Annotated in this window: 22 protein-coding genes; 8 read left to right on the plus strand and 14 right to left on the minus strand. The window is 64.5% G+C overall.

All coding sequences use genetic code 11. The features are described from left to right. Positions 1 to 5 precede the first annotated feature (5 nt). Together ACIPUD_RS28455 and ACIPUD_RS28460 are read left to right on the plus strand one after the other, a co-directional pair. Positions 6 to 995 carry an ABC transporter ATP-binding protein gene (locus tag ACIPUD_RS28455; protein ID WP_247338679.1) on the plus strand — a complete coding sequence of 330 codons (990 nt, stop codon included), beginning with the start codon at positions 6 to 8 and terminating at the stop codon, positions 993 to 995. After that, entirely contained in the window at positions 992 to 1,984 is a 993-nt protein-coding gene (locus ACIPUD_RS28460) for an ABC transporter ATP-binding protein (protein WP_247338681.1), read from the plus strand. The genes ACIPUD_RS28455 and ACIPUD_RS28460 overlap by 4 nt, the downstream gene beginning before the upstream one ends. Before the next feature lie 179 nt (positions 1,985 to 2,163). Here the strand turns inward: ACIPUD_RS28460 and ACIPUD_RS28465 are convergent, their stop codons facing one another. The 11 genes from ACIPUD_RS28465 to ACIPUD_RS28515 form a co-directional block, all read right to left on the minus strand. Beyond that, a complete protein-coding gene (locus ACIPUD_RS28465; RefSeq protein ID WP_446481953.1) occupies positions 2,164 to 2,451 on the minus strand; it encodes a YciI family protein in 288 nt (95 codons plus the stop codon). Between the two features lie 80 nt (positions 2,452 to 2,531). Next, positions 2,532 to 3,506 carry a sugar ABC transporter substrate-binding protein gene (locus tag ACIPUD_RS28470; RefSeq protein WP_446481954.1) on the minus strand — a complete coding sequence of 325 codons (975 nt, stop codon included), beginning with the start codon at positions 3,504 to 3,506 and terminating at the stop codon, positions 2,532 to 2,534. 42 nt (positions 3,507 to 3,548) lie between these two features. After that, the gene (locus tag ACIPUD_RS28475; RefSeq protein ID WP_018458698.1) at positions 3,549 to 4,526 is read right to left on the minus strand and encodes an ABC transporter permease; all 978 of its coding nucleotides are present in this window, start codon (positions 4,524 to 4,526) and stop codon (positions 3,549 to 3,551) included. After that, a complete protein-coding gene (locus ACIPUD_RS28480) occupies positions 4,523 to 5,473 on the minus strand; it encodes an ABC transporter permease (protein ID WP_018458699.1) in 951 nt (316 codons plus the stop codon). Before ACIPUD_RS28480 ends, ACIPUD_RS28475 begins: the two co-directional genes overlap by 4 nt. Beyond that, positions 5,466 to 6,992, minus strand: a complete 1,527-nt coding sequence (locus ACIPUD_RS28485) for a sugar ABC transporter ATP-binding protein (RefSeq protein WP_446481955.1) — start codon at positions 6,990 to 6,992, stop codon at positions 5,466 to 5,468. The genes ACIPUD_RS28480 and ACIPUD_RS28485 overlap by 8 nt, the downstream gene beginning before the upstream one ends. Next, entirely contained in the window at positions 6,989 to 8,383 is a 1,395-nt protein-coding gene (locus tag ACIPUD_RS28490; RefSeq protein ID WP_446481956.1) for an FAD-linked oxidase C-terminal domain-containing protein, read from the minus strand. Before ACIPUD_RS28490 ends, ACIPUD_RS28485 begins: the two co-directional genes overlap by 4 nt. A gap of 57 nt (positions 8,384 to 8,440) precedes the next feature. Next, positions 8,441 to 9,325, minus strand: a complete 885-nt coding sequence (locus tag ACIPUD_RS28495; RefSeq protein ID WP_446481957.1) for an intradiol ring-cleavage dioxygenase — start codon at positions 9,323 to 9,325, stop codon at positions 8,441 to 8,443. A gap of 15 nt (positions 9,326 to 9,340) precedes the next feature. After that, positions 9,341 to 10,243, minus strand: a complete 903-nt coding sequence (locus ACIPUD_RS28500; protein WP_377827547.1) for an NAD(P)-dependent oxidoreductase — start codon at positions 10,241 to 10,243, stop codon at positions 9,341 to 9,343. 20 nt (positions 10,244 to 10,263) lie between these two features. Beyond that, positions 10,264 to 11,634 carry an amidohydrolase family protein gene (locus tag ACIPUD_RS28505; protein WP_446481958.1) on the minus strand — a complete coding sequence of 457 codons (1,371 nt, stop codon included), beginning with the start codon at positions 11,632 to 11,634 and terminating at the stop codon, positions 10,264 to 10,266. A 4-nt stretch (positions 11,635 to 11,638) separates the two neighbouring features. Beyond that, positions 11,639 to 12,718, minus strand: coding sequence for a maleylacetate reductase (locus tag ACIPUD_RS28510; protein WP_085395449.1), 1,080 nt, complete (start codon positions 12,716 to 12,718; stop codon positions 11,639 to 11,641). Continuing rightward, positions 12,715 to 13,038 carry a Dabb family protein gene (locus ACIPUD_RS28515; protein WP_018458706.1) on the minus strand — a complete coding sequence of 108 codons (324 nt, stop codon included), beginning with the start codon at positions 13,036 to 13,038 and terminating at the stop codon, positions 12,715 to 12,717. The genes ACIPUD_RS28510 and ACIPUD_RS28515 overlap by 4 nt, the downstream gene beginning before the upstream one ends. Positions 13,039 to 13,146: 108 nt before the next feature. Between ACIPUD_RS28515 and ACIPUD_RS28520 the strand changes: the two genes are divergently transcribed. The 6 genes from ACIPUD_RS28520 to mdlC all read left to right on the plus strand — a co-directional run bounded on the left by ACIPUD_RS28520 (position 13,147) and on the right by mdlC (position 20,879). Further along, a complete protein-coding gene (locus ACIPUD_RS28520; protein ID WP_018458707.1) occupies positions 13,147 to 14,070 on the plus strand; it encodes a LysR family transcriptional regulator in 924 nt (307 codons plus the stop codon). A gap of 43 nt (positions 14,071 to 14,113) precedes the next feature. Next, positions 14,114 to 14,581: a MarR family winged helix-turn-helix transcriptional regulator gene (locus tag ACIPUD_RS28525; RefSeq protein WP_446481959.1), complete on the plus strand. Its 468-nt coding sequence runs from the start codon at positions 14,114 to 14,116 to the stop codon at positions 14,579 to 14,581. 46 nt (positions 14,582 to 14,627) lie between these two features. After that, entirely contained in the window at positions 14,628 to 16,337 is a 1,710-nt protein-coding gene (locus ACIPUD_RS28530; protein WP_446481960.1) for an FAD-dependent oxidoreductase, read from the plus strand. An 89-nt stretch (positions 16,338 to 16,426) separates the two neighbouring features. After that, positions 16,427 to 17,752 (plus strand): MFS transporter, encoded by a 1,326-nt coding sequence (locus ACIPUD_RS28535; RefSeq protein ID WP_026233642.1) that lies wholly within the window; start codon positions 16,427 to 16,429, stop codon positions 17,750 to 17,752. Between the two features lie 35 nt (positions 17,753 to 17,787). Beyond that, positions 17,788 to 19,236 (plus strand): aldehyde dehydrogenase, encoded by a 1,449-nt coding sequence (locus tag ACIPUD_RS28540; protein WP_446481961.1) that lies wholly within the window; start codon positions 17,788 to 17,790, stop codon positions 19,234 to 19,236. 35 nt (positions 19,237 to 19,271) lie between these two features. Continuing rightward, a complete protein-coding gene (mdlC, locus tag ACIPUD_RS28545; RefSeq protein WP_446481962.1) occupies positions 19,272 to 20,879 on the plus strand; it encodes a benzoylformate decarboxylase in 1,608 nt (535 codons plus the stop codon). On the opposite strand, the gene ACIPUD_RS28550 is transcribed toward mdlC, so the two are convergent. The 3 genes from ACIPUD_RS28550 to ACIPUD_RS28560 form a co-directional block, all read right to left on the minus strand. Then, positions 20,876 to 22,411: a glucosamine inositolphosphorylceramide transferase family protein gene (locus tag ACIPUD_RS28550; RefSeq protein WP_446481963.1), complete on the minus strand. Its 1,536-nt coding sequence runs from the start codon at positions 22,409 to 22,411 to the stop codon at positions 20,876 to 20,878. The genes mdlC and ACIPUD_RS28550 overlap by 4 nt on opposite strands. A gap of 30 nt (positions 22,412 to 22,441) precedes the next feature. Continuing rightward, positions 22,442 to 23,617 (minus strand): glycosyltransferase family 4 protein, encoded by a 1,176-nt coding sequence (locus ACIPUD_RS28555; protein WP_085352406.1) that lies wholly within the window; start codon positions 23,615 to 23,617, stop codon positions 22,442 to 22,444. A 309-nt stretch (positions 23,618 to 23,926) separates the two neighbouring features. Beyond that, on the minus strand, positions 23,927 to 25,273 hold the full coding sequence (locus ACIPUD_RS28560) for a lipopolysaccharide biosynthesis protein (protein WP_446481964.1): 1,347 nt from the start codon (positions 25,271 to 25,273) through the stop codon (positions 23,927 to 23,929). Between the last annotated feature and the right edge of the window lie 118 nt (positions 25,274 to 25,391).

Raw genomic sequence — 25,391 nt, forward strand, 5'->3', positions numbered from 1 at the left:
TCCCGATGGCGCTGCTTGAAGTCGAAAACCTCCAGACCCACTTCCGCACGCCCAGCGGCATCAACCGCGCGGTGGAAGGCGTGTCGTTCCATGTCAACGAGGGCGAGACCCTCGCCATCGTCGGTGAGTCCGGTTGCGGCAAGTCGGTGACCTCCATGTCGCTGATGCGGCTGATTCCGGAACCACCGGGAAGGATCGCCGGCAGCATCCGCTTCGCGGGCAAGGACCTGCTGCAAATGTCGGATCGCGAGATGCGCGCGATCCGCGGCAACGACATCTCGATGATTTTTCAGGAGCCGATGACCAGCCTCAATCCGGTCCTGACTGTCGGCCGCCAGATCCGCGAGACGCTGATGATCCACCAGGGCCTGGACAAGCAGGCCGCGGAGGCGCACGCCATTGAGATGTTGATTCTGGTCGGCATTCCCGAGCCGACGCGTCGCGTGCGTGAATATCCGCATCAGCTCTCCGGCGGCATGCGCCAGCGCGTCATGATCGCCATTGCACTCGCCTGCAATCCAAAGCTTCTCATTGCGGACGAGCCGACCACCGCCCTCGACGTGACGATCCAGGCGCAGATCCTGAAATTGATGCTGGATCTCAAGCACCGGGTTGGCGCAGCCATCATCCTGATCACCCACGATCTCGGTGTCGTCGCCGAGATCGCCGAACGCGTCATGGTCATGTATGCCGGCCGCAAGGTCGAGGAGGCGCCGGTGGCGGAACTGTTCCGTTCGCCGCGTCATCCGTATACGCAAGGCCTGCTCGGCGCAGTGCCGCGGCTCGGCTCGTCGCTGACCGGCACGGCGAGACGGCTGGCGGAGATCCCCGGGCAGGTGCCTGATCTGCGCAAGCCCATCGTCGGCTGCGTCTTCGCCGGACGTTGCGCGCTCGCGACCGATCTCTGCCGGCAGTATGCGCCGGGGCTCGAAGAGAAGGGCCCACGTCACGTCGCGGCCTGCCATTATGCGGCCAAGGGAGCGGTCGCGGCATGAGTCCTCCGCTGCTCCAGGTCAACGACCTCAAGAAGCACTTCCCGGTCAAAAAAGGCCTGTTCAGCCGCAAGTCCGAATGGGTCTATGCGGTGGACGGTGTGTCGTTCGAGATCGCGCGCGGCGAGACGCTCTCGCTGGTCGGCGAGTCCGGCTGCGGCAAATCGACGGTCGGCCGTGCGATCCTGCGCCTGTTCGACATCACGGCAGGGCAGGTCATCCTCGACGGCCAGCGTATCGACGACGCTCATCCGAGCACGATGCGTCAGATGCGCCGCCGCGTGCAGGTGGTGTTCCAGGACCCGTTCTCGAGCCTCAATCCGCGCATGCGCGTGCGCGACATCCTGGCCGAGCCGATCCGCAATTTCGGCCTCGCCAAATCCGCGATCGATCTCGAGACACGCGTGGCGGCGCTGATGGACACCGTGCGCCTGCCGCGCGAGGCGCTGAACCGCAGGCCGCACGAATTCTCCGGGGGCCAGCGCCAGCGCATCGGCATCGCGCGTGCGCTCGCCGCCGAGCCCGAGCTGATCGTCTGCGACGAGGCGGTGTCGGCGCTCGACGTCTCGGTAAAGGCCCAGATCGTCAATCTGCTGCAGGATCTGCAGCGCGAGTTCGGCCTGGCGCTGCTGTTCATCAGCCATGACCTCGCGATCGTCGAGCACATGACCCATCGCGTCGCGGTGATGTATCTCGGCAAGATCGTCGAGGTGGCGCCGCGCTACGAGATCTTCGCCGCGCCAAAGCATCCTTACACCAAGGCGCTGCTCTCGGCGGTGCCGCTGCCCGAGCCTGGCGCTCAGCGCAATCCCATCATCCTCAAGGGAGACGTGCCGAGTCCGATCAACCCGCCAAGCGGGTGCCGCTTCCACACCCGTTGCCCGCTCGTATTCGATCGCTGCCGGACCGAGGAGCCGACATTGCGCGCGGCTGGACCCGAGCAGTGGGTGGCCTGTCATCTCGAAGAAGGTGCGACGGTGACGAGCGGCTAGCCGTCTGGGCGGTCGCAAAGCTCTGGATCGAGGCGCAGGGGCGTCAATCGGGCGAGGATGACACTCTGCTCCTGTTTTGCCCGACGAGTCAAAAACGTTTGCGACGAAAATTCATGTGTAAAAACAACCTCATTCTACTGTGCATGGGGTTGTTTTCGCGTTTTTTGTTTTAGCCGCCTTCAACCCTGGCGGCGCAGGAAGCCCGTGATCGTGATCTTTTCCCAGACGTCGGCCGCGGCAAACGGATCGGCTTGGTTGAAAGCCTCGACCTCGCTGCGGCCGGGCGCCTCGATCAGGAACAGGCTGCCAATCATCCTCTCGCCGTCGTCGGAGACCAGCGGCCCTGACATCACGATCTTGACGCCGAAGCGCGAGGTGTCGCTCAGGAAAGCCTTGTGGGCGTCGTAATTGGCGAGCCGGATCGGCAGCGCGCCGGCGCGGTCGAGGGCGTGAACGGCGAACAGCATGATGGTCTCCGTTTATATCACGTTTTCTTGGGACGGCCGCGGCTGCGGCCGTCCGGGCTTGTCGTGATGGCGGCGGTTGGTTACTTGCCGCCGAGCTTGCTGGCTTCTTCGAAAGTCGGGCAGCTCCGTTGCTCCAGCGGCACGTCGAACGGCTGGTAATTGTCCTTGGTGATCACGGTCGGCTTCAGCACGATCTCAGCAATGACGGGCTGGTTGCGCAAGGAGCGGATCGCCATCATGGTGCCGAGGCAGCCTTGAAAGAATCCGTTGTAATCGCCGCTCGCGAGCAGCTTGCCGGACTTGATCGCGTCGATCGCTTCCTTGGTGCCGTTGATGCCGATCACCTGCGCCTTGCGGTTGGCGCCGTCGAGGGCCTCGATCGCGCCGACCGCCATGGCGTCGTTGGCGGCGAGCACGCCGTCGATCTGCGCGTTCGACTGCATCAGATTCTCCATCACCTGGAGCGCCTGGAGCCGCTGGTAATTGCCGGGCTGCGAGGCCAGCAGCTTCGCACCGGCATTTTCCTTCAGCGCGTCGTTGAAACCGCGGACGCGGTCGACATTGGTCAGTGAGCCCTTGACGCCCTCGATGATGACGATGTTGCCCTTGCCGCCGAGCCTCTTGAGCAGGAAGCGCGCGGTCTCGAGCCCGAGGCTGTAATCGTCGGCGCCGACGAAGGACAGGAACTTGCCGCCGGCCGAGCGGTCGGTGATGTTGACGACGGGGATCTTGGCGTCGTTGATCTTCTCGACGCCCGGCACCATCGCCTTGTAGTCGACCGGCGTGAAGACGATGGCGCTCGGCTTCTTCACCACGACGTCTTCGATCTGGCTGAGCTGCTCCGGAATGCTGTCGGGCTTGGTCGGGATGTACTGCAGCGTCTTGGCGTTCAGCGTCTTCGCCATGTTGTCCGCGCCGACTCGCACCGTCTGGAAGAACGGGTTGGTCTGGTTCTTGGTGAAGACGGCGATGGTCTCGCCGTCGGCTCGCGCTTGCGTGGTGAGCGCAGCCGCCATCAGCAGCGGCAGCGCCAAATAGCCCAGTGTCTGTTTCATGTTGCCTCCATCCCTCGTTTTGCTTGTTGGTCGTTCAAGAACTCATTGCGCGCGGCGGCGGGTCTTCATGTCGAGCCAGACCGCGAGAATGACGATGATGCCGGTGACGATCGGCTGCCAGTTGGCGCTGACCGACAAGAGGTTCATGCCGTTCAGCACCAGCGTCAGGATCAGTGCGCCGATGAAGGTGCCGAACACGGTGCCGACGCCGCCAAACAGCGAGGTGCCGCCGATCAGCACCGCGGCGATCGCGGGCAGCGTCAGGCTTTCGCCGATGTCGGCCTCGGCCGAATTGAGCCGCGACAGGAAGATGATCGAGGCGAGCCCCGCCATGGTGCCGGAGACGGCGTAGACCAGCAGCAGGCGTCGGGCGACCGGAATGCCGGAGAGCCGCGCCGCGACCGGATTGGCGCCGATCGCGTAGATCTCCTGGCCCCAGATCGTTCGCTGCGCAAACAGCGTTCCGATCCCGAGGAACACCAGCAGCAGATAGACCGGGATCGGCAGGCCGAATAGATAGCCGCTGCCGATCTGGCGGAAGCCGGCCGGGAAGCCGTGAAGGGTTTCGCCCGCCATGTACCAATAGGTGAGGCCGTTCAGCACCCAGAGCATGCCGTAAGTGGCGATGAAGGAGGGGATGCGCAGCGCGGTGACCATGACGCCGTTGAGGAGCCCAACGATGCCGCCGCAGGCAAGCCCCGTGAGTATGCCGAGCGCCGGCGAGCCGGTCTTGTGGATCACGGTCCCGGCGATGCAGGCGGACAGCGCCACATTGGCGCCGACGGAGAGATCGAGGCCCGCGGTCAGCACCACCAGGGTCAGGCCGGAGGCGATGAAGAAGGTCAGGCTCGCCTGCCTGAGCACATTGAGAATGTTGCCGAGGCTCAGGAAGGAATCGCTGAGCACGGCGAGCACCGCACAGATCAGCAGCGCCGCAAGCAGGCGATAGAACATTTGGATCGCGTCCTGCGACAGGAACGAGCGGGGCGGCGCGATGGCGTCTTTGCTGATGTCGGTCATGCGCGGCTCCGCAGGCCGTCAAGGAAGAGGGCAACGATGACGAGGACGCCGACGCTTGCGACCTGCACCGAGGACGGCAGCGAGATCAGGTTCAGCCCGTTGCGCAGCACGCCGACCGAGAGCACCCCGAGCAGCGTGCCGAGCAGCCAGCCATTGCCGCGCTCGAACGACGTGCCGCCGACGGCGACGGCCGCGATCGCATCGAATTCGAGACCGAGGCCCGCGGTTGGATGCCCGGAATTCATCCGCGCAGTCATCAAGAGGCCGGCGATGCCGGCCATGGCGCCGCCGATCGCATAGACCGCGATCAGCAGCTTATTCGGTGAGAGGCCGGCGTAGCGCAGCGCCTCGCGGTTGCCGCCGAGCGCGAAGATGTAGGTGCCGAAGCGGGTGTGATAGAGCAGGCCGTGGAAGACCGCGTAGGTCACGAGTGCCATCACGATCGGCACGGGAATTCCCAAAAGCGTCGCCGAATAGATGTCGCGCACGCTGTGGGGGATGCCGACCACGCTCTGGCCGTCGCTGACGATCAGCGATAGGCCCTGCGCCATGCCGAGCGTGCCCAAGGTCGCAACGAAGGGCGGGATGCCCACGATGGCGACCAGCCAGCCATTGGCGAAGCCGAAGGCCGCGCCGACGAGGAGCCCGGCACCGAGGCCGAGCAACATCGAGTGGGTGGTGAGCGAGACGATGGCGACGCAGAGCGAGGTCAGCGTCAGCACCGCGCCCATCGACAGGTCCAGCCCCTCGGTCATGATGATCAAGGTCATCGGCAGCGCGAGCATGGTCAGGATCGTCGACTGCACCAGCACGTTGGAGAGGTTGGCGACCGACAGGAAGCCGGGCGCGATCGTGCTGAACAGCGCGATCAGCAGCACCAGCACGATGGCAACGCCGGGAATCCGTTGCAGCGGATTCGGTTGAGAGACGACCGCGGCCTCACGCATGATGCATCCCCAGTCGCACGATGTTCTCCTCGGTCAGCTCGCTACGCGCGAGATGCCCGGCGATGCGCCCTTCGCGCATCACATAGGCGCGGTCGCAGACGTGGCAGATCTCGACCTGTTCGGACGAGATCATCAGCGCCGCCGCGCCTTCCGCGACAAGGCGGTCGATCAGGGCGAAGATTTCGGCCTTGGCGCCGATGTCGATGCCCCGGGTCGGCTCGTCGAAGATGAAAAGCTTCGAGCCGGCGGCGAGCCACTTGCCGATCACGACCTTCTGCTGATTGCCGCCTGAAAGCAGGCCGACGGTCTGCCGTGCGCTAGGCGTCGCAATGCGTAGCTGACGGATCAGGCCGTCGGCAGTGCGCTGCGCACTGCGCTGGTCGAACAACCCGCTCGGGAACAGTTTTCGCAGCGCCGACACTACCAGATTGTCGCTCACCGATCGCAGCAGCGCGAGACCTTCGCTCTTGCGGCTCTCCGGGATCAGCGCAATGCCGCGGCGGGCGGCGAGGTCGGGCTCACCGGAAATGACTTTGCCGTCGAACACGATCTCGCCTGATGTCACGGGATCGGCACCGAAGATCGCGCGCGCGACTTCGCTGCGACCGGAGCCGACCAGGCCACACAGGCCGACAATCTCACCGCGGCGCACCTCGATGTTGATGTCGGCGATCCCCGTCGATGAACTCAAGGCCTTGACCTCGAGCAGCAGCTCGCCGGGCTTGTCGGCAAAATTGCGCGGGTAGGTCATGTCAACGTTGCGACCGACCATCATGCGGACGAGCTGGTCCGGCGTGACGTCAGCAGGTTTGACGCCGTCGATGCGGCGGCCGTCACGCAGCACGGTGATGCGGTCGCCGAGCGCGAACACCTCCGCCATGCGGTGCGAGATGTAGACAATCGAGACGCCGTCGGCCTTCAGCCGCGCGATCAGCGCGAACAGCAGCTCGGTCTCGCGATCGGATAGCGCCGCAGTCGGCTCGTCCATCACCAGGATGCGGGCGTTCTGGCTGATCGCCTTCGCGATCTCGACCATCTGCTGCTGCGCCACCCCCAGCTTGTCAACGATGGTGGAGGGATCGATGTCAAAGCCGATCGTGCCGAGCACGCGCGCCGCGTCGGCCAAAATCTTGCGGCGATCGATCGTGCCGGGGATGCGGCCCTTCGGCTCGCGGCCGAGAAAAATGTTCTGGGCGATATCGAGATGGGGGACGAGGGAGAATTCCTGGAAGATCACGGCAATGCCGAGCTTCTGCGCGTCCGCGGCCGAGTGGATCGCGACCGGCTCGCCTCTGTAGTAGAACTCGCCGGCATCGGCGCGATAGGCGCCGCACAGCACCTTCATCAGGCTCGACTTGCCGCCGCCGTTCTCGCCCAGCAGCATGTGGACTTCGCCGGGGAAGACGGCAAAGGAGACGTCGTCCAGCGCCTTGACGCCGGGAAACTCCTTACTGATGTCGCGCAGCTCAAGGAGCGGGACAGGTGAGGCGGGCTCGACGGCTAGTGCGGCGGTGCTCATGCCTGCGCTCCGCCTGCAAAGATCTTTCCGGGGTTCATCAGTCCGTCAGGGTCGAGCGCGGTCTTGATCGACCGCATCACATCGACGGCCTCGCCGAGCTCGTCGGTGAGATAATCGATCTTGCCGAGCCCAATGCCGTGCTCGCCGGTGCAGGTGCCGTCCATGGCAATCGCGCGGGCGACCATGCGGGCCTGCAGCGCCTTGGCGCCTTCGGCTTCCTCGGGCCTGGCCGGGTCGACCAGGATCAGCATGTGAAAGTTGCCGTCGCCGACATGGCCGACGATCGGCGCGGTGAAGCCGTGCGCGTCCGCGTCGCGCCGCGTTTCGGTCAAGCATTCGGCGAGCCGCGAGATCGGCACGCAGACATCGGTGATCACTGCGCGCGCGCCGGGTCGCAGGCCCAGGCCGGCATAGAGCGTATTGTCGCGGGCGTGCCAGAGCCGACTGCGATCCTCCGGCGCCTTGGCCCAGGCAAAACCGTGGCCGCCATGGTCGGCGGCGATCGCCTCTGCGGCCTCGGCCTGTTCGGCAACAGAGGCCTCGGAGCCGTGGAATTCGAAGAACAGCGTCGGGGCTTCGCGATAGCCGAGCTTCGCATAGGCGTTGATGCCGCGCATCATGACGTCGTCGAGCAGCTCGATACGCGCCACGGGGATCGCGGACTGGATCATCGAGATCGCGCTGTCCACGGCGTTGGGCAGGGTGTCGAAGCTGCAAACCGCGGCCGAGATCGCCTGCGGCACGGGATGCACCTTCAGCGTGATTTCGGTGATTAAACCGAGCGTGCCCTCGGCGCCGACGAACATGCGCGTCAGGTCGTAACCGGCGGCTGACTTGCGCGCGCGTCTGGCGGTCCGGATCACGCGGCCGTCGGCCAGAACCACCTCCAGCGCCATGACGTTGTCCTTCATGGTGCCGTAGCGCACCGCCATCGTGCCGGAAGCTCGCGTGGACGTCATGCCGCCGATCGAGGCGTCGGCGCCGGGATCGATCGGAAAGAAAAGCCCAGTGCCGCGCAGCTCCGCATTGAGCTGCTTTCGGGTGATGCCGGGCTGCACGACGACGTCCATGTCGCTATCGTGCACCGTCAGCACCTTGTTCATGCGTGCGAAGTCGAAGCAGACGCCGCCCGCGACCGCGGCCGCATTGCCTTCGAGCGAGGTCCCGGCGCCGAACGGTACGATGGGCATATTCGCGCCAGCGCACAGCTTGACGATCTCCGCGACTTCCTGCGTGGTTTCAGGGAAGACGACGATGTCGGGCGGCAGGTTGCGATAATGCGACTCGCTCTGCCCATGCTGATCGAGCACGCCACGCGCGACGCTCGCGCGCGGGCCGATCATGCCTGTGAGGCGATCGGCCAATATGCTCGTGCTGACTCGCGGTCCCATTCTTACTCCCTGTCTGGCCCTGTTGTCGGACTCTTGTCTGGTCCGCCGTCGTTCAGCTTAAGCGGCTCTTGCGCTGCTAGCGACCTGCTTCAGGCCGAAATCATAGTTGAGGTGAAAATACTCGATGTCTACCATGCGACCATCGGGCGCACGGCCGGGCGGGCACTGCACAAATTCGCGGATCAGGCTGTCCTTGACGCCGAACACCACGTCGCTGTCGAGATACTGGTCGCCGGCCACGAACACATGGGTCACGAGTTGCTCGAAGCCGGGCGCCGAGATCATGAAATGCACGTGCGCCGGGCGCCAGGGATGGCGGCCCTGGACCGCCAGCATGTCCCCAACTGTGCCGTCATGTGGGATCGGATAGGCAGCCGGCTTGATCGACCAGAAATTGAAGCGGCCGTTCTGGTCGGTGTGGAAGCGCGCTCGCATCGCAAGGTCGCCGATCTTGTCGAGCTGCTGCACGTCGTAATAGCCATCATCGTCGGAATGCCAGACATCCACGACGGCGCCGGCAAGCGGCCGTCCGTCGACGGTCGACACCGAGCCGGTGACGAGCATCGGATCGCCTTCCATCGGGCCGGAGATGTCAGCGCCGTTGTCTTTCTCGGGCGACGCCTGCACGAAGAACGGACCGAGCACCGTGGTTTCGGTGGCGCCTTCCGGCACGGGATGATTGATCGCGTCGACCAGCATGGAGACGCCGAGCGCGTCCGACAGCAGGATGAACTCCTGGCGCTTGTCGTCGCACATGTGGCCGGTGCGGGTCAGGAACTCGATGCCGTATTCCCATTCCTTCTGGGTCGGTCGCACCTCGCGGACGAAGGCATGAAGGTGGCGCACCAGCGCTTCGCTGACCTGCTTGATCCGCGGATCGGTCGCGCCTGCGATCCGCTCCAGCACCGCGTCCGTGATCGTGTTCTCGTTGAAATTTCGCATAGGTGCCTCCGTGAATCAGAGTTTGGGCTCGCCGAGGCCGGACAGCCGCTCGAGGTGCTTGACGGTCGCGATGAAGTCGGCGTCGCCGTCGCCCTGCGCGACCAGCGAGCCATAGGTCTCGCGCACCTGGGCTGCGAGCTGAAGCGGCACGCCGATGGCGTGGCCGGCACCGAGGATCAGATCGAGATCCTTGGCCATCTGCCTGCAGGAGAAGGTCGAGCCGAAATCGCGGTTACGCAGCGGCGCGGTCTTGTATTTCACCATCGGCGAGGCGACCGCGCTGTCGTCGAGGACTTTCAGAATGTCCTGCCAGCCGATGCCGCCCTTGCGCGCCAGCGCCAGGCTCTCCGCCATCATCGCGGCCGACACCGCGATCATCAGATTGACCGCAAGCTTCGCATATCGCGCTTCCTCGCCAGGCCCGAGATAGGTCTGGGCGCGGGTGAAGGCGGCGAGCAGCGGCTTTGCGTTTTCGTAGGTGTCCTCCGGGCCGGAGACGAAGCAGCTCAGCGCGCCGGTGTGGACGATACTGGCATTGCCCGAGACCGGCGTACGCAGGTAGAAGACACCGCGCGCCTGGGCGGCGGCGTCGACCTCTGCCGACGCCTCGACGCTCACGGTGCTGGTCTCGATCAGGACAGATCCGGCAGCCATCGCGGCGATGAGGCCGGTGGAGCCGAGCAATGCGCCGCGCAAGGCAGCGTCATCGGGCAAGGACGTGACGATCGCGGCCTTGCCATCCACGGCCTCGGCCGGTGAAGCGGCAATCGAAATGCCTTGCGTGCGAGCCTCCTCGAGCCGTGCGGCGCTCCGGTCGAACGCGGTCACGGCATAACCGGCCTTGGCGACGAGCACCGACATTGGCAGGCCCATCTTGCCGATCCCGATGAAAGCGATGTGTTTCGAAGCGTCCGTCATCGTTGTTGTCCTTGACGCCCTCAGGCGGCGTGTCCCTGTCGTTCGATGTCGTGCACCAGTCGCCGGCCGGATTGCACGAGCAGTTCCTTCTTCGCCCCCAGGCCCTCGGCCAGCAGCCGACCATTCCGCTTCTTCCACACGCCGCCGATCATCACGGCCTCGATATTGGCAAGGCTCGTCTGCATCACCACGGTGGAAACGGGATCGTGCACCGGGACGAGGTTGAGATCGGAGCAATTGATGATGACGAGGTCGGCGAGCTTGCCCGGTGTCAGCGAGCCGATCTGGTCCTCGCGGCCGAGCATGCGGGCGCCTTCCGTCGTGATCCAGCGCAGCGCCTCGCGGACGGGGATCGTGGTCGTCGCTGGAATGGTGCCGCTGGCCTTGCGCGACTCGGCGTTGTCGAGCGCCCGCTGCATCGAGAGCGCAACGCGCGCGGCGGAGAAGAGGTCGCCCGCCAGTACGGATTCCAGATCGATGCCGATGGTCGGCCGCACGCCGCGCTTGAGCAGCCGTCCGGTGATCGGAAAGCCGTGGCCCTGGATCATTTCGTTCTCCGGCGTCACCGAGAAGGAGACGCCGAGATCGACCATCCGGTCCAGCAGTGGGTCAGGCAGGTCGTTGCCGTGGACGATGTTGATTCCGGCGCCCACGAGACCCGCCTCGATCAGCTTCTCCCAGCCACCGGGCGTCTTCGCAGGACCACCGCCCTGATGCATCGATGCGATCAGCTTGAGTTCCCGCGCCATGCGAAAATCGTGCATGGCGACGTCCAGCGTCGAATAGTGCGGGCCGAGGATCGCGAGTCCAAGCGTGACGAGGCCGTCGCGGTCGGCGAGGGGCCCCGCCAGCAGTCGCTCGACCTCACGGCGTGGATGCGGGATCTCCGAGAAATGCGGTTCGCCCGGTTTCGGTTCGGGCTTGGGCGAGCCGTGGAAGAAGGCCGCCCGGATACCGATTTCGATCAGGCCACGCACCGCGGCGTCGGTATGATCGGGCGTCGGATTGTTGTGGCACCAGTCGACCAGCGTGGTGGTGCCGTGATTGATCTGGTTCAGCACACCCACCAAGGTCGCGATATAAATGTCCTCGGGCCTGAAGACCGTAGCGAGACCAGCATGCATGCGGCGGAAATATTCCAGCAGCGTCCAGTTGGCGGCATAACCGCGCAAGCCCGTCTGCCAGGTGTGCATATGGGCGTTGATCAGGCCGGGGATGACGATGCGGCCGGTGCCATCGACGATCTCGGTCTCGGTCGCGCCGCCGACGTCGATCGATGGACGCACATCAACGATGCGGCTGCCCTCGATCAGCACGTCGCCGCCAGGTAAATCGCCGATCGTGTCATCCATGCTGATGATGACGGCGGATTTGATGAGCGTGCGCCGCATCGAATCAAACTGCCGTTTTGATGGCGCCGGGCGGCTCGCCGGCCCAGGCGCGCGCGATCAGGTCGCGAATGGCGTTGCGATCAAGCGGGCGCGGGTTCCAGTAGGCGTTGGTGACGGCGAGATCCGCAGCCTTGTCGATGCCGCCTTCGGGCATGCCGATGTCGCGCAATGCGACCTTCGCACCCAGCCGCTTCGCGAGCTCGAAAAGTCCTTGCGGTGCATCGGCGGCGCCGATTGCGCGTGAGATCCGCGCCATCGCATCGGGCACGGCCGGCGCGTTATAGGCCAGCGCGTGCGGCAGCACGATGGTGTGGGTCTCGGCATGCGGCAGGTCGAAGGTGCCGCCGAGCGTGTGGCAGAGCTTGTGATGCAGCGCCATGCCGACGGTACCAAGGCAGACGCCGCACAGCCAGGCGCCATAGAGCGCCTCGCTGCGAGCCTCGCGATCGTCGCCCTTGGCGGCGATGGCGGGCAGGGCACATGCCAACGCGCGAATGCCCTCTTCTGCCGTCAGCGACGTGACAGGATTGGTGTCGCGCGCGTAGAGCGCTTCGGCCGCATGCGCGATCGCATTGATGCCCGATGTCGCAGCCAGGCTCGCCGGCAGCGTCAGGGTCAAATCGACATCGTAGATCACCGTTTCCGGCAGGATGGCGGCGTCGCGGACCGTGGTCTTCAACCCGTTCTCGGTCTGGCCAACGATCGGCGTCATCTCCGAGCCGGCATAGGTGGTGGGAATGCAGAGCTGGTTGACGCCTGTACGCAAGGCGAGCGCCTTGCTGAGGCCCGTCGTGGATCCGCCACCGAGGGAAATGACGCAGTCGGCCTCGCACGCCTTCATCGCCGCGAGCGCCCGCTCCGTGACCTCGACCGGCGTGTGCATGGTCGCGCCCGGAAAGATGCCGGCGTAGAGCGGGCCGAGCGCCGCGCCCAAACTTTTGCCTTGCGCCTCCTGCTGCGGCGTCGTCAGCACCAGGGCGCGCTTGCCACCGAGCCGCTCGACCTCGGCCTTGGCCGAGGCCAAAGTTCCGCTGCCGAACACGACGCGGCAGGGCAGGTTTTCAAAGGTGAACGTACCGATCATGCGCCGGTCTCTTTGATGGGATAATCGACCTGGAAGCGTCCGATCCGCAAGTCGCCCAGCGCCTCGCGCACGCGCAGATGTTCCGGGTGGGTGGCATAGGCCGCGAGCGCAGCGTGGTCGGTGAATTCGGAGAACAGAACGACGTCGCAGGCGTAGTCGACATCGCTGACATCGAGACCGACTTCGATATGGGTGAGGCCGTCGATCCGGCCGCGCAGCCCCTCGAACAGGGTCTTGACCTTGACCCGGGCGGCAGAACGCTCCGCCGGCGTCTCGCCGCGCAGCCGCCACATCACGATGTGCCTGATCGGGCCCGACATTTCCCTGTTTCCTCGCCTGCTATCTTGCTTGTGTTTAGGCCATTTTGACTTGCGGGATACGGAAATAAAGCTCAATAATCGTAAGTCTCTTTTCCTGTTTGCGAAAAAATGGACCGCCTGCTCCAGTTGGAAGTCTTCGCCAAGACGGCCGAGCTCGGCAGCATGTCCAAAGCTGCCGAAGCCCTACGCATGTCGAATGCTGCCGCGAGCCGCCATCTCAGCGCTCTCGAGGAGCGCCTTGCAGTCCGGCTGATCGAGCGCAACACCCGTCGGCTGTGGTTGACTGAGGCGGGGCAGGAGCTGCTGGAGCGCTCGAGCCGGGTTTTGAGCGAGTTGGCGGAGGCCGAGGACATCGTCAGCGATCGGGCGCTGTCGCCGCAAGGCATGCTGCGGGTCACGAGCTCGCTGTCCTTTGCGGTGATCTATCTGGCGCCGATGCTGCCAGCCTTCCGCGCGCGCTATCCGAAGCTCAACATGCAGATCACCACCGCCAACCGGTACTCCGATTTCATCGAGGCCGGCATCGACGTGGCGATCAGGACGCGCGAGCAGGAGCCGGATTCCAACATCATCGTCCGCCGCATCGGCCAGATGCGGCGGGTGCTCGCTGCTGCGCCGTCCTACCTCGCAAGCTGCGGCGAGCCGGAGCAGCCCGCCGATCTCGCGCGCCACAACATGCTGATCTACAATCTCGCCAACGATCCCTATTCGCTGCGCCTGCGCAAGGGCAATGGCGCGCAGACTGTTCGCATCACGTCGACGCTCGACAGCAATGACGGCCAGGTCATCCGCGGCGCCGCGCTGGCGGGGCTCGGCATCCTCATCCAGCCGCTCTATATCGTGCAAAGCGATATCGCTGCGGGCCGCCTCGTCCCCGTTCTGATGGACTGGGAGCTGCCGCTGCTCACGATGAACATCGCCTACCAGAACCGTGCCGGACTGCCTGCCAAGATCAGGGTCTTTTCCGACTTCCTGGTCACCCACATCCGCGAGCATTCGCAGCCGGGGATCTGGATCGACGCGGCGAAGTGAGCGACATTTTCGAATTCAGGCGGCTTTGTAGAAGGCACATCCATTGAAAGCCAGGACATCCGGCACCGCATGGCGGCATGCCAACATCGGTCGGCTGCTCAACAACGCGGTGCGGCGCTTCGAAGGTCGTGTGCTCGAACTGATGAGCGAGAAGGGGCATGGCGAAACGAGGATCGCGCATGTCGGCCTCACACGTAATCTCGACGTGGAGGGGACCAGACTGACGGAGCTCGCCCGCCGCGCCTCCATGAGCAAGCAGGCGATGGGCGAGCTGGTCGATCAATGCGCCGAGCTCGGCTTGGTCGATCGGATCGCCGATCCGACCGATCGCCGCGCGCGCATCGTCATGTTCACGCCGGCCGGGCGCAAATGGCTCGATGCGTTCCGCGACGCGGTCGACGTCGCCGAGCAGGAGATGCGCGCCCAACTCGGCAAGGCCACGATGGATGCGATCCTGAAGGGACTGGCGGTCTATGGCGCGACGTTCGATACGCTCGATGACGCCAAGTAGTCAGGCTACTTGACGATATCGTCAGGCGACCTTACCATGCGGAATAATGCTGGTTGGGAGAAGCGCCTTGGAAACATGTCTGACGGCCTCGGTGCTCATCGTGGGTGGGGGGCCCTGCGGCCTGATGCTCGCCAACGAGCTCGGCCGGCGCGGCGTGTCCGCGATCCTGGTCGATGAAAAGCCGGGCACGGCATTCAATCCGCAAGCCAATGCGACGCAAGCGCGCTCAATGGAGCACTATCGGCGGCTGGGTTTTGCCGACGAGATCCGACGCGAAGGTCTGCCTGCGGATTATCCGACCGACGTTGCGTATTTCACGCGCTACACCGGTTACGAGCTGGCCCGATTTCAATTGCCGTCATCGTCACGCGCGGGCGAGCTCGTCAAGGGCATGTCGGGCTCCTGGAGCGCCGCCGAGCTGCCGCATCGGGTCTCGCAAAAATACGTCGAGGCGGTGCTGCGCCGCCACGCCGAACGGCTTCCCGGAATACGGCTCAGCTACGGTCATCGTCTGATCAGCTACGTCGAGAGCGATGACGGCGTTATCGCCGAGATCGAATGTCTCGATGACAACAGCCGCTTTCAGGTCCGGGCCGACTTCCTGGTCGGAGCCGACGGGCCGCGCTCGATGGTCCGGCAATCGCTCGAGATCGTCTACGGCGGCGAAACCGGAACGCAGCGCGATTTCATGGGCGGCCGCATGCTGGCGGTCTATCTCCGTTCGCCTGGCTTCTACGCGAGCATCCCGCATGCCAAGGCGTGGATGTACAATTGCTTCAACGGCGACCGCCGCGCCTTCATGGCATCCGTGAATGGTCGCGACGAATTTGCGTTTCACACGCAGCTTCGGCCCGGCGAAGACGAGAGTGCGATCACAATCAACGAGGCCAAAGCAGCGTTCCAGCGTGCCTGCGACGCGCCGATTGACTGCGAAGTGCTGTCATTCGTGACCTGGACCGCCGGCCACGCGCTGGTCGCAAACGGAATGCAGCGGGGCAGAGTGTTCCTCGGCGGCGACGCGGCGCATCTGTTCACGCCGACCGGAGGCCTTGGCTACAACACCGCGATCGAGGATGCGGTCAACCTCGGCTGGAAGCTCGCAAGCGTCATCAATGGTGTGAGCCCGGCGGAGCTGCTCGACAGCTACGAGGTCGAGCGGCGTCCGGTGGCGCTGCGCAACACCGATTATGCGCGTCGCTTTGCCGACTCGCTCGGTCTGTTCGCGCCTGCGCCTGACATCGAGGACGCCACCGAGGCCGGCGACGAGGCGCGGCGGACGGCGGGCGTCTATCTCGAACAGCACGCCCGCGCGGAATTCAACATTCCCGGCGTCACCTTCGGTGGGCGCTACGACGGCTCGCCGATCATCGTCTCCGACGGCAGCCAGCCGCCGCCCGATGCCGCGAACGTCTACGTTCCGAGCGCCTGTCCCGGCGGCCGCGCCCCGCATACGTGGTTGGAGGACGGCGTCTCGCTGTACGACCTGTTCGGGTTCGAGTGGACGCTGCTCCAGTTCGGCGAGGTCATGACCTCTCAAGCGTCAGTCGTCGAGACCATCCGTGCGATCGGGGTTGATGTGAAACTCGTCACGCTGCCGAAATCCCTGCGCGATCTCTATGAGGCGGATCTGGCTTTGATACGCCCCGACCAGATCGTGGCTTGGCGCGGCAGCGCGTCACAGGCTGGTACGATCGGGCGCGTCCTTGCCCGAGCACTCGGACACAACGCGAGCGACGGCGCACGGCTGGCAAGCTGATCGACTCTCGCCGTTGCATCCGACCAGCGGCTGCGGCGGCCAATAACAACAAGACAACAAAACGACAAATGACACCGGAGGAGGAAACCGTGACGACAAGAGCATTGGAGCACTACGACGACCATGCCGCCGCCGGCGCCACTGCCGAGCAGACGGCGAGCAGCCGCCGGCGTATCCTGATCGCCGGCACCATCGGCACCGCGATCGAATGGTACGACTTCTTCATCTACGGCCTGATCGCGCCGCTGGTGTTCGATCAATTGTTCTTTCCGAAGTTCGACCAGCTCACGGCGACGATTGCGGTGTTCGCGACGTTTGCCGTCGGATTTTTGGCGCGTCCGCTCGGCGGGCTTGTATTCGGCCATTTCGGTGACCGTCTCGGCCGAAAGTCCGTCTTGCTGTGTACGCTGCTCATGATGGGACTTGCGACCATGTCGATCGGATTGTTGCCGACCTACGCCAGTGCAGGCGTGGCTGCGACCGTCGCGCTCGTGGCGTTGCGCTTCGTTCAGGGGTTTGCGCTCGGCGGCGAATCGACTGCGGCGATCCTTATGGCGATCGAGACGGCGCCCGGGCACCGGCGCGGCTTCTCGGCCGCGGTGATCCAGGCCGCAGGACCCGTCGGTGTCGTGCTCGCCTCGTTTGCGGCGCTCACGATCGCGCGGCTGCCGGAAGCGGACCTGCTGTCATGGGGCTGGCGCGTGCCGTTCCTGATCAGCGCGGTTCTGGTCGCGCTCGGCGTCTATATGCGCCTGCGCATCGAGGAGAGCGCGACATTCCGAAAGGCGAAGGTGACGGAAGTAGCGCCTGTGGTCGAAGCGCTGCGGGAACATTGGCGGCCGATCCTCATCGTATTCTTCGCCGAGATGGCGCAGACGTCCTATTTCTATCTGACAGCCATCTTCACCATCTCCTTCGCGACCCGTCAGCTCGGCGTCCAGAAAGACGTCATCACGCAGGCCGTGCTGTTCGCCAATCTCGTCGGGCTCGTTGCGATGCCACTCATCGGAGCCTGGTCCGACCGTATCGGACGAAAGCGTCTGTTCTTGGCCGGCGTGGTGCTTGCAGCCATCTCGATGTTTGCATTCTACGGTGTGGTCGCGAGCCGCGACACGGTGCTGGTGACGGGCGCGGTGATCCTCGCCGCGGGGGTGATCCATCCGCTGATGTTCGGCAGCGAAGGAAGCTATTTTCCGGAATTGTTTCCGACCCGCATTCGCTTCACCGGCGTGTCGATCGGAAAGCAGCTCGGGACGGTGCTCGGCGGCGGCATTGCGCCGCTGGTCGCCACCAGCCTGTTTGCGCAGACGGGCTCCACCTACGCGATCACAGGATACTACGTTGCGCTCGCGCTCGCGGCGATGATTGCGCTCGGCTTTGCGCGTGAAACCGGAAAATCGCGGCTGCTCGGCTAGAGCGAGCGCCATTATCAACCCCAGGGAGGTTTTTCATGGACGTCAGTCTTCTCATCAACGGGCAGGATCAGGCCGCTTCCAGCGGCAAGGTGTTCGAGCGGCGCAATCCGCTGTCGCAGGAGGTCGCAAGCCGCGCGGCCGCCGCGACCGCTTCCGATGCCGACGCCGCGGTGGCGGCGGCCTCCGCCGCGTTTGCCGCGTGGTCGGCGCTCGGCCCGAATGCGAGGCGAGCCCTGTTGCTGAAGGCCGCAGATGCGCTTGAGGCCAAGCGCGACGCCTTCGTCCGGATCATGATGGCCGAGATCGGCACGACGGAGATCTGGTCGGCCTTCAACGTCAAGCTCGCGACCGGCATGCTGCGCGAAGCGGCGTCGCTCACCACGCAGATCGCCCGCGAGGTGATCCCGTCGGACAAGCCGGGATGCCTCGCGATGTCCATTCGACAGCCCGCCGGCGTGTGCCTCGGCATCGCCCCGTGGAATGCGCCGATCATTCTCGGCGTTCGCGCCGTGGCGACGGCGCTCGCCTGCGGCAATTCCGTCGTGCTCAAGGCCTCCGAGATATGCCCGGGGACGCACCGGTTGATCGGCGAGGTCTTCAAGGACGCAGGCTTTCCGCCCGGTGTCGTAAATGTTCTGACCAACGCACCGGCCGATGCGCCCGCTCTGGTCGAGCGCCTGATCGCCAATCCGGCCGTGCGGCGGATCAATTTCACCGGCTCGACCCGCGTGGGTCGCGTCATCGCCGAGCTGGCCGGGCGCCAGCTCAAGCCAGTGCTGCTCGAACTAGGGGGCAAGGCGCCTCTGGTCGTGCTCGACGATGCCGACCTCGATGCCGCCGTCGCGGCCGTGGCGTTTGGCGCCTTCATCAATCAGGGCCAGGTCTGCATGTCGACCGAACGGGTGATCGTCGACGAGGCGGTAGCGGCGTCCTTTGTCGACAAGCTCGCGAAGAAAACGGCTGCGCTTCCGGCCGGCGACCCGCGCTCCGGTCCCGTTGTCGTCGGCTCGATGATCGACGAGGCGCCGGCCAAGCATGTCGTTGCGTTGATCGACGACGCGATCGCCAAAGGCGCCGTCAAGCTCGCGGGCGGCGACCGGGTTGGCACGGTCGTCCCGGCCACCGTGCTCGACCGCGTGGTGCCCGGCATGCGCATCTATACCGAGGAGAGCTTTGGTCCCGTCGTCTCGGTGATCCGGGCAAGTGGCGTGGATGACGCGGTGCGGCTTGCCAACGATACCGAGTACGGCCTCTCGGCCGCCGTGTTCGGCCGCGACGTCGCGCGTGCGCTGACGGTGGCGCAGCGGATCGAAAGCGGCATCTGCCACGTCAACGGCTCGACCGTGCATGACGAGGCGCAGATGCCGTTCGGCGGCATGAAGGGATCGGGCTACGGCCGCTTCGGAGGTCAGGCCGGGATCGCCGAGTTCACCGATCTGCGCTGGATCACCATCGAGACCCAGCCGCAGCACTATCCCTTCTGACCGCGCAACAAGCGAAGCCCATCAGGACGCTATTCATGAATTCGAAAGTTCTCACGGTTCGGGAAGCGACCCTCGGTGTGCTTCGCTCCTTTGGCGTCGATCGCGTTTTCGGCAACCCCGGCTCGACCGAGCTTGCCTTCCTTGGCGACTGGCCCGACGACATCGACTACGTGCTCGGATTGCAGGAAGCCTGCGTCGTCGGCATGGCAGACGGCTATGCGCAGGCCACGGGACGAGCGGCGTTCGTCAATCTGCACTCGGCGGCTGGGCTCGGTCATGCCCTCGGCAATCTCTTCACCGCATTCCGCAACAAGACACCGATGGTCGTGACAGCCGGGCAGCAGGCGCGCAGCCTATTGCGGATGCGACCCTATCTCTTCTCCGAGGACGCCGCACAGTTTCCAAAGCCCTATGTGAAATGGAGCGCCGAACCGGCGCGCGCCGAAGATGTTCCAGCGGCGACCGCGCAGGCCTTCCTCACCGCCATGCAGCATCCCCGCGGTCCGACATTCGTGTCGGTCCCGTCGGATGATTGGGCGCGGCCCGCAACCGCTCCACCGGTCCGCTGCATCGCGACGGAGTTTGCGCCCGATCCGGCGGCGATCGTTCGGCTCGGCGCGGCGATCCGAGCCGCCAAAAAACCTATCTTCGTTGTCGGACCCGAGATCGATCGCAGCGGCTGCGTCGACGCGATGGTCGCTGTGGCCGAGCAGGCGAGCGCGGCCGTTTGGGCAAGCCCGATGTCGAGCCGTTCGAGCTTTCCGGAATTGCATCCGCTGTTCGCCGGCTTCCTTCCGGCAGCACCGGGAGGGCTCGCCCGCGCATTGCGCGGCGCCGATCTGATCGTCGTGGTCGGCGCGCCGGTGTTTACTTTCCATGTCGAAGGACAATGTGAATTGCTCGACGACGGAACGCCGGTCTGGCAGATCACGGATGATCCGACGGAAGCCGCATCCGCTTCTGTCGGTGACACCATCATCAGCACGCTCCCAAAGGCGCTGGCTGGGCTGCTGTCGGCGATGCCAGGGATCGCGGAGCGCGAGGTGCCGGCCGCGCGGATGCGGCCTGCCGTTCCTGCCGCGCAAAATCCGCTTCCGCCCGCTTATGCGCTCGCCCGGCTCTCCGCGTTGATGCCGGCCGATGCGATCGTGGTCGAGGAGGCGCCGTCGCATCGTCCCGCCATCCAACAATTCCTACCACGGCCTGGCGCGGACAGCTTCTACACGATGGCGAGCGGCGGACTTGGTTATAGCCTGCCGGCCTCGGTCGGCGTGGCGCTGGCGCGGCCAGGCCGCCGCATCGTCGCCCTGATCGGTGACGGATCGGCGATGTATTGCATCCAGGCAATCTGGACCGCGGTGCAACGCCGCCTGCCGATCACTTTCGTGATCATGAACAATTCAGGCTATGGCGCGATGCGCGCCTTCAGCCAGCTGATGCAGGCGCATCGCCCGCCCGGGATCGACCTGCCCGGGCTCGACTTCGTGGCGCTCGCAAGGGGAATGGGTTGTCCGGGGCAGCGCGTGACCGATGTCGGCGACGTCGACGCCATCTTGACCGAAGCGTTGGCATCAAGCGGTCCCGCGCTGGTCGATATCGCCGTCGACGACGCCACGACGGACCTGTTCAGCCATCCGCGCTAGCTGGCGGCAGAGGGGCTGGTCCGCGGCGACAAGACAGCCGATGGAAATTTGCCTCCGAAGGCACGGGTCTTGGGTTGGACACGCGACCCGTCGATCACCTCGAGTTGTCCGCAGCGATTCAAGGTATGCAACTTCCTGCCGGGCCATGCTGGCCCTGGCCGCAGAGAGTGGCGGATAATCTGCTTGAACGTCGTCGGCGACAGTTCGACGATTTCCGCCAGGGCGAGCGCTGCCCCATATCCGCCGGCACAATCCTGGACCGGGCGCCACAATTTGTCATTGATGGTGACGAAATTCCCCGCAGGCCGCGTGCTCGCGCGGTCGATCAGGACCGGGTTGCTGGCATGCGGCAACCACGTGCCCATGAGGTGCTCGGCGTGATAGATCGCCAACGAATCCGAATACCCGCCAGTGCCATCGCGCCAGGCTCCGAACAGATAGTGCAGGCCGTTGTGCCGCGTGATCGTCACATCGGCGAGTTCAAGTCCTGAAAGCAGCGTCGCGTGGCGCTCCCATTTGTCCGGGAACCGAACGCATTTATAGATGGCGACGTCCCCATTGGTCGAGCTCTCCGGGATCATCCACAATGCGCCATCGTCCTCGATCAGGAACGGATAGGAGAGGTGCCAGGGCTCGTCCAATACGGGCACGACCGCTCCGACCGGGCCCTTATCGTCGAACTCGATCGCGGAAATGATTCCTTTTCCAATCCGGTGATCGAGATCCTCAAAGAAGACGAATGTTCTTCCCTGCCACGTGATGGGGAAAGGATCGGCGTAGAAGTGGTTTCCGGGATCGGCAAGGACGTTCCAGCGAGGCCCTGACAGGTCTCCGGTCTGCCAGACGCCTGCGCCCTTGTTGATGCGCCATCCGACATGCCAATGCGGGGCATAGCAGCAGAGGCGATAGATCTCCTTGGCGATCGATATGGTGAGGCCGCGCGCGACATAAGCCGTTGGCGGGCGGCCGTTGTCCGCTCGGGCCGGTCGTGCCAGCTGCGGCACGATGCGCGGTCGTCCCGACAGGATGGCGGCCACCATGGTCAGGGTTCGCGCCATGACCGTTTCCAGGCCCCCGCTCAGACCGGCCGCGATTTCGGCGGAGGGATGGCCACGATCGAGGACTGCACCGTCGACCTCGTCGACGATTTCGATCACCGGCAGATCGCCGGCGAGAATGGCGGCAAGAGCTGCGTTTTCGCCTGCCACTCCATTGAACAGCGGGCGGAGATACTGCCGGGCGGAGCAGTTCGGATCCCGCGCGCCACCGGTGAAATCGACGATGACGTCTGCCGTGCTGGCGCGAGCCTGCATCCGGTCCGGACTGATCTTCAGCCTTTCGGTGCCGCTGTGTTTGCCCTTGTGCAACACCAAACGTTCGAGCTCGAACAGCATGTCGAGACCCGCCGGCCGCGGCTCCGCCGTTGCCGTCCACGCGATCTGGACCGGTACATCCCGCCCGTCGATCGACAGCGTCTCGCGGCCCATCCACCGCCGCGCATTCTCAATTTCACAGCGAAACTCGATGGTCATGTCGAGCCGATCCGTTTCCATGCGCCCCGATCAAATGACCTGGCCGAGAATTCGAACGTATTCCTCCACCATGGCGTCCACTGAATAGCGCAGCTTCAGGCCTTTGGCGTTTTGCCGCAGTTCGTCGCTCAGTTTTTGGTCCGTCAGGAGCCTGGAGACGGCGGCCGACAGCTTGGTATGATCGGAGGCATCGACGAACAGCGCTGTCGGCTTCCCTTCGACGGACAACACTTCGCGCAAGACCGGAAGATCGGTGACGACCGAGGGAACGCCGGCGTTTGCAGCCTCCACAGCGGCGAGGCCGAAGGTCTCCGCCTGCGTCGGAAATACGAACACGTCGAGAGCGGCGAGAAACTCCGCCATCTGGCGTGGGGTGATTTCGCCGAGCAGATGCAGCCTGTCCGATACTTTCAAGTCATCCGCCAACTGCCGCAGCCGGGCCTCGTCGGCTCCCTGCCCGGCCAGTGCGAGGTGCCAGGAGGGTTGATCCGGCAACAGACATATCGCCGCGTCGAGCCGCTTGTGCGGGTGTAATCTTGCTGCGCAGCCGAGCAGGGGGCTATCCGGCGGGAGATTGAACTTCTGTCGCGCAGCTTGCTTCGACAGGATGAGCGCCTTGTCGTCGAAGCCGTGCGGGACATGCACCATGCGCGCGCGATAAGCCCTGGGGTAGCGCGAATACTCGCGCTGCATGTCCAGCGAGTTGAGCGTGATGCGGTCGAAGAAGCCGAGGCTGCCCATGATGATGTCGGCCATACGGACCGGCCAGCTCATCGACAGCGCGGATGAAACCTGATTGGCGATGACAGGTGCGCGGCAGATCAGGCGCGCCACACCGGCGCCGATGACATTGCCGAAGTGCTGAAAGGTCAGAACGGCGTCAGGCCTGGTGGCCCTGATATGGCGGCCGAGCGTCCACAGCATTTGCAGCAGCGCCAGCGGATTTCCCGGCCGGCTCGACGCGCAATAGACCGTGTGGGGCGGCTCATCGAACGAATCCGACTTGCGGAAGAAGAAAAGATTGGTGACGCGATAGCCGCGGGCGGTCAGCCCGGCGCCAAGCAGGCGCGAGATCTCCTGCGCACCGGCGTTCTCAGCCTGGGTCTGTACGAGCAGCACGTGCGGCTTGCGTCCGCCACCGTTGGGCGACGGGAGTGCTGTCGCAGTCGTCTCGCCCAACGCCTTGTTTGGCTGGTAATGCAGCACGGATCCCGACCCATTAGAGAAGCGAATTTTTCACCTTCTTAACTCCGTATCTACCATGCGGGCATCGCGCGGACACCGACTAGCAATAAACGGAGTTAATGCGCCCTGCCGCAAGGGCATCGTTCGTGAGGGAATTCCGCTGGTTCCCGACGAAGTGCAGAGGACGCGGGCAACCGCCGATTAACCATCGATATTTGGGTTGGAGCGGGCCCACTAAAGCATACGAAAACGACGCACATTCTACCGGTGCGCCGACGGCTGCTGGTGCGCTCTCCTTCATGCGGGACACGCGCGACATATGCTGACGCTCTATTCGCCGGAGTCCGCGCCACGGACCGCGTAGGCGCTGCGCTTCGATGCCGAGAAACGCAGAAGCCCCAGAATCGAAGGATCGACGCCGGTTCGTCGGCGACAGAGGATGTTGAGGACGATGGTCGCGAGCGCCAGCGACACAGTGGCCGAGATCGCTGCGCCAAGAACGCCGAGCCAGGGAATGAGGACGAGAAATCCAACCAGCCGTAGCGCTACGTTCCCGGCAATCACGGGGACATACTCGCGCTCATGGCCGGTCAGTTGCAATATCGCCGCAGACGGACCGCCCGCCGCCTGGACCGCCGTTCCGATCGCGAGCACGATCAGGACCCAGTGCTGCGCAGCGAAATGTGGCCCAAACAAGTTGAGTAGATGGGGACCTCCAACCCAGATCAGGAGGAGTCCGCTGACCACGCACACCGCGGTCACTTCCGCCATGAGCCGCAACGTTCGCTCGAATTCCTGATGGTTCTTGCTGAAGTACAGCGAGGGGAGCCGACGTGCGCCAAAGCTGTACAATGCGGCCGACAGCATGGCGAAGATGTTGGCCAGGCGCGAAGCGGCAAAATAAATTCCGGCGGTTGCCGGGTCCAGCATCCAGTAGACCAGAATGACGTCGAAATATTGGTTCGCGGCTTCGAGAATGGATGCGACCCAGAAATGAAGCGCGCTCGATCTCCAGCGCGACGGCTCGGAACGCACCGCCGTGCCGCGGAAATCCGGTAGAACTCGCGCAATCGCGATGATCTGTGCGACCAGCCCGACCGACATGGCAATCGTCATCACGGCGATCAATTCGGCGGGATCAAGCTGCCGATGGCCGAACATGATTGCGAGCAGAAACAGCACCACGCTGACTCGCCAGAAGAACTCCCTGTTTCCTTCCCCCATGAGAATGCTGACCAGCGAGCGTGCGATCTGGCTGCCAAGCATCAGTCCGGCATTCACGGCTGTGTAGGCCGACACCGCGACAACCAGCAGCCACGAGGCGCCTTTGATGTTCGCGCCGATCGCGATTGCGCCGATCGCAATCAGCATCGCGACGGAGGAAATCTTGAAGCTCGATAGCAGCACGCCCTTGGTGAGATCAGGCTGATTTCCCACCCGATACTCGTTCAGAAATCGCACCAGCAGCGATTCCTGGCCCACCAGACCGACGACCGCTGCCATCTGGGCGACCGAAAGCCAGGTCGCAAAGATGCCAAACCCATTGGGCGACATCGTTCGTGCCGCAAGCGAGAACAACGCGAACGCAAGCGCGCCGCTACCAACCTTGAGAAGGATGGTTCCGGCAACACCGCGCGTCACGTCGCGCCGCATGAACTGGACGATGGATTCGATCATGGAGATTTAAGGGGCAACTTCCCCTGAAGAGACATTTTCCGATTACCTGCGACAGCCTAGCATGCCGAAAAACCGCGAGTGTTAATGGACGGCCTCCATGATCCCGCCGGCCGCGGCG

It is taken from the genome of Bradyrhizobium sp. CAR08 (assembly GCF_052871955.1).

Coding starts and splice junctions, on each gene's coding strand:
- ACIPUD_RS28490 (WP_446481956.1), bottom strand. CDS start 8,383: ATGGGACCGCGAGTCAGCACGAGCATATTGGCCGATCGCCTCACAGGC.
- ACIPUD_RS28500 (WP_377827547.1), bottom strand. CDS start 10,243: ATGACGGACGCTTCGAAACACATCGCTTTCATCGGGATCGGCAAGATG.
- ACIPUD_RS28550 (WP_446481963.1), bottom strand. CDS start 22,411: ATGACCATCGAGTTTCGCTGTGAAATTGAGAATGCGCGGCGGTGGATG.
- ACIPUD_RS28505 (WP_446481958.1), bottom strand. CDS start 11,634: ATGCGGCGCACGCTCATCAAATCCGCCGTCATCATCAGCATGGATGAC.
- ACIPUD_RS28510 (WP_085395449.1), bottom strand. CDS start 12,718: ATGATCGGTACGTTCACCTTTGAAAACCTGCCCTGCCGCGTCGTGTTC.
- ACIPUD_RS28495 (WP_446481957.1), bottom strand. CDS start 9,325: ATGCGAAATTTCAACGAGAACACGATCACGGACGCGGTGCTGGAGCGG.
- ACIPUD_RS28515 (WP_018458706.1), bottom strand. CDS start 13,038: ATGTCGGGCCCGATCAGGCACATCGTGATGTGGCGGCTGCGCGGCGAG.
- ACIPUD_RS28480 (WP_018458699.1), bottom strand. CDS start 5,473: ATGCGTGAGGCCGCGGTCGTCTCTCAACCGAATCCGCTGCAACGGATT.
- ACIPUD_RS28520 (WP_018458707.1), top strand. CDS start 13,147: ATGGACCGCCTGCTCCAGTTGGAAGTCTTCGCCAAGACGGCCGAGCTC.
- ACIPUD_RS28460 (WP_247338681.1), top strand. CDS start 992: ATGAGTCCTCCGCTGCTCCAGGTCAACGACCTCAAGAAGCACTTCCCG.
- ACIPUD_RS28465 (WP_446481953.1), bottom strand. CDS start 2,451: ATGCTGTTCGCCGTTCACGCCCTCGACCGCGCCGGCGCGCTGCCGATC.
- mdlC (WP_446481962.1), top strand. CDS start 19,272: ATGAATTCGAAAGTTCTCACGGTTCGGGAAGCGACCCTCGGTGTGCTT.
- ACIPUD_RS28470 (WP_446481954.1), bottom strand. CDS start 3,506: ATGAAACAGACACTGGGCTATTTGGCGCTGCCGCTGCTGATGGCGGCT.
- ACIPUD_RS28485 (WP_446481955.1), bottom strand. CDS start 6,992: ATGAGCACCGCCGCACTAGCCGTCGAGCCCGCCTCACCTGTCCCGCTC.
- ACIPUD_RS28560 (WP_446481964.1), bottom strand. CDS start 25,273: ATGATCGAATCCATCGTCCAGTTCATGCGGCGCGACGTGACGCGCGGT.
- ACIPUD_RS28455 (WP_247338679.1), top strand. CDS start 6: ATGGCGCTGCTTGAAGTCGAAAACCTCCAGACCCACTTCCGCACGCCC.
- ACIPUD_RS28530 (WP_446481960.1), top strand. CDS start 14,628: ATGCTGGTTGGGAGAAGCGCCTTGGAAACATGTCTGACGGCCTCGGTG.
- ACIPUD_RS28475 (WP_018458698.1), bottom strand. CDS start 4,526: ATGACCGACATCAGCAAAGACGCCATCGCGCCGCCCCGCTCGTTCCTG.
- ACIPUD_RS28540 (WP_446481961.1), top strand. CDS start 17,788: ATGGACGTCAGTCTTCTCATCAACGGGCAGGATCAGGCCGCTTCCAGC.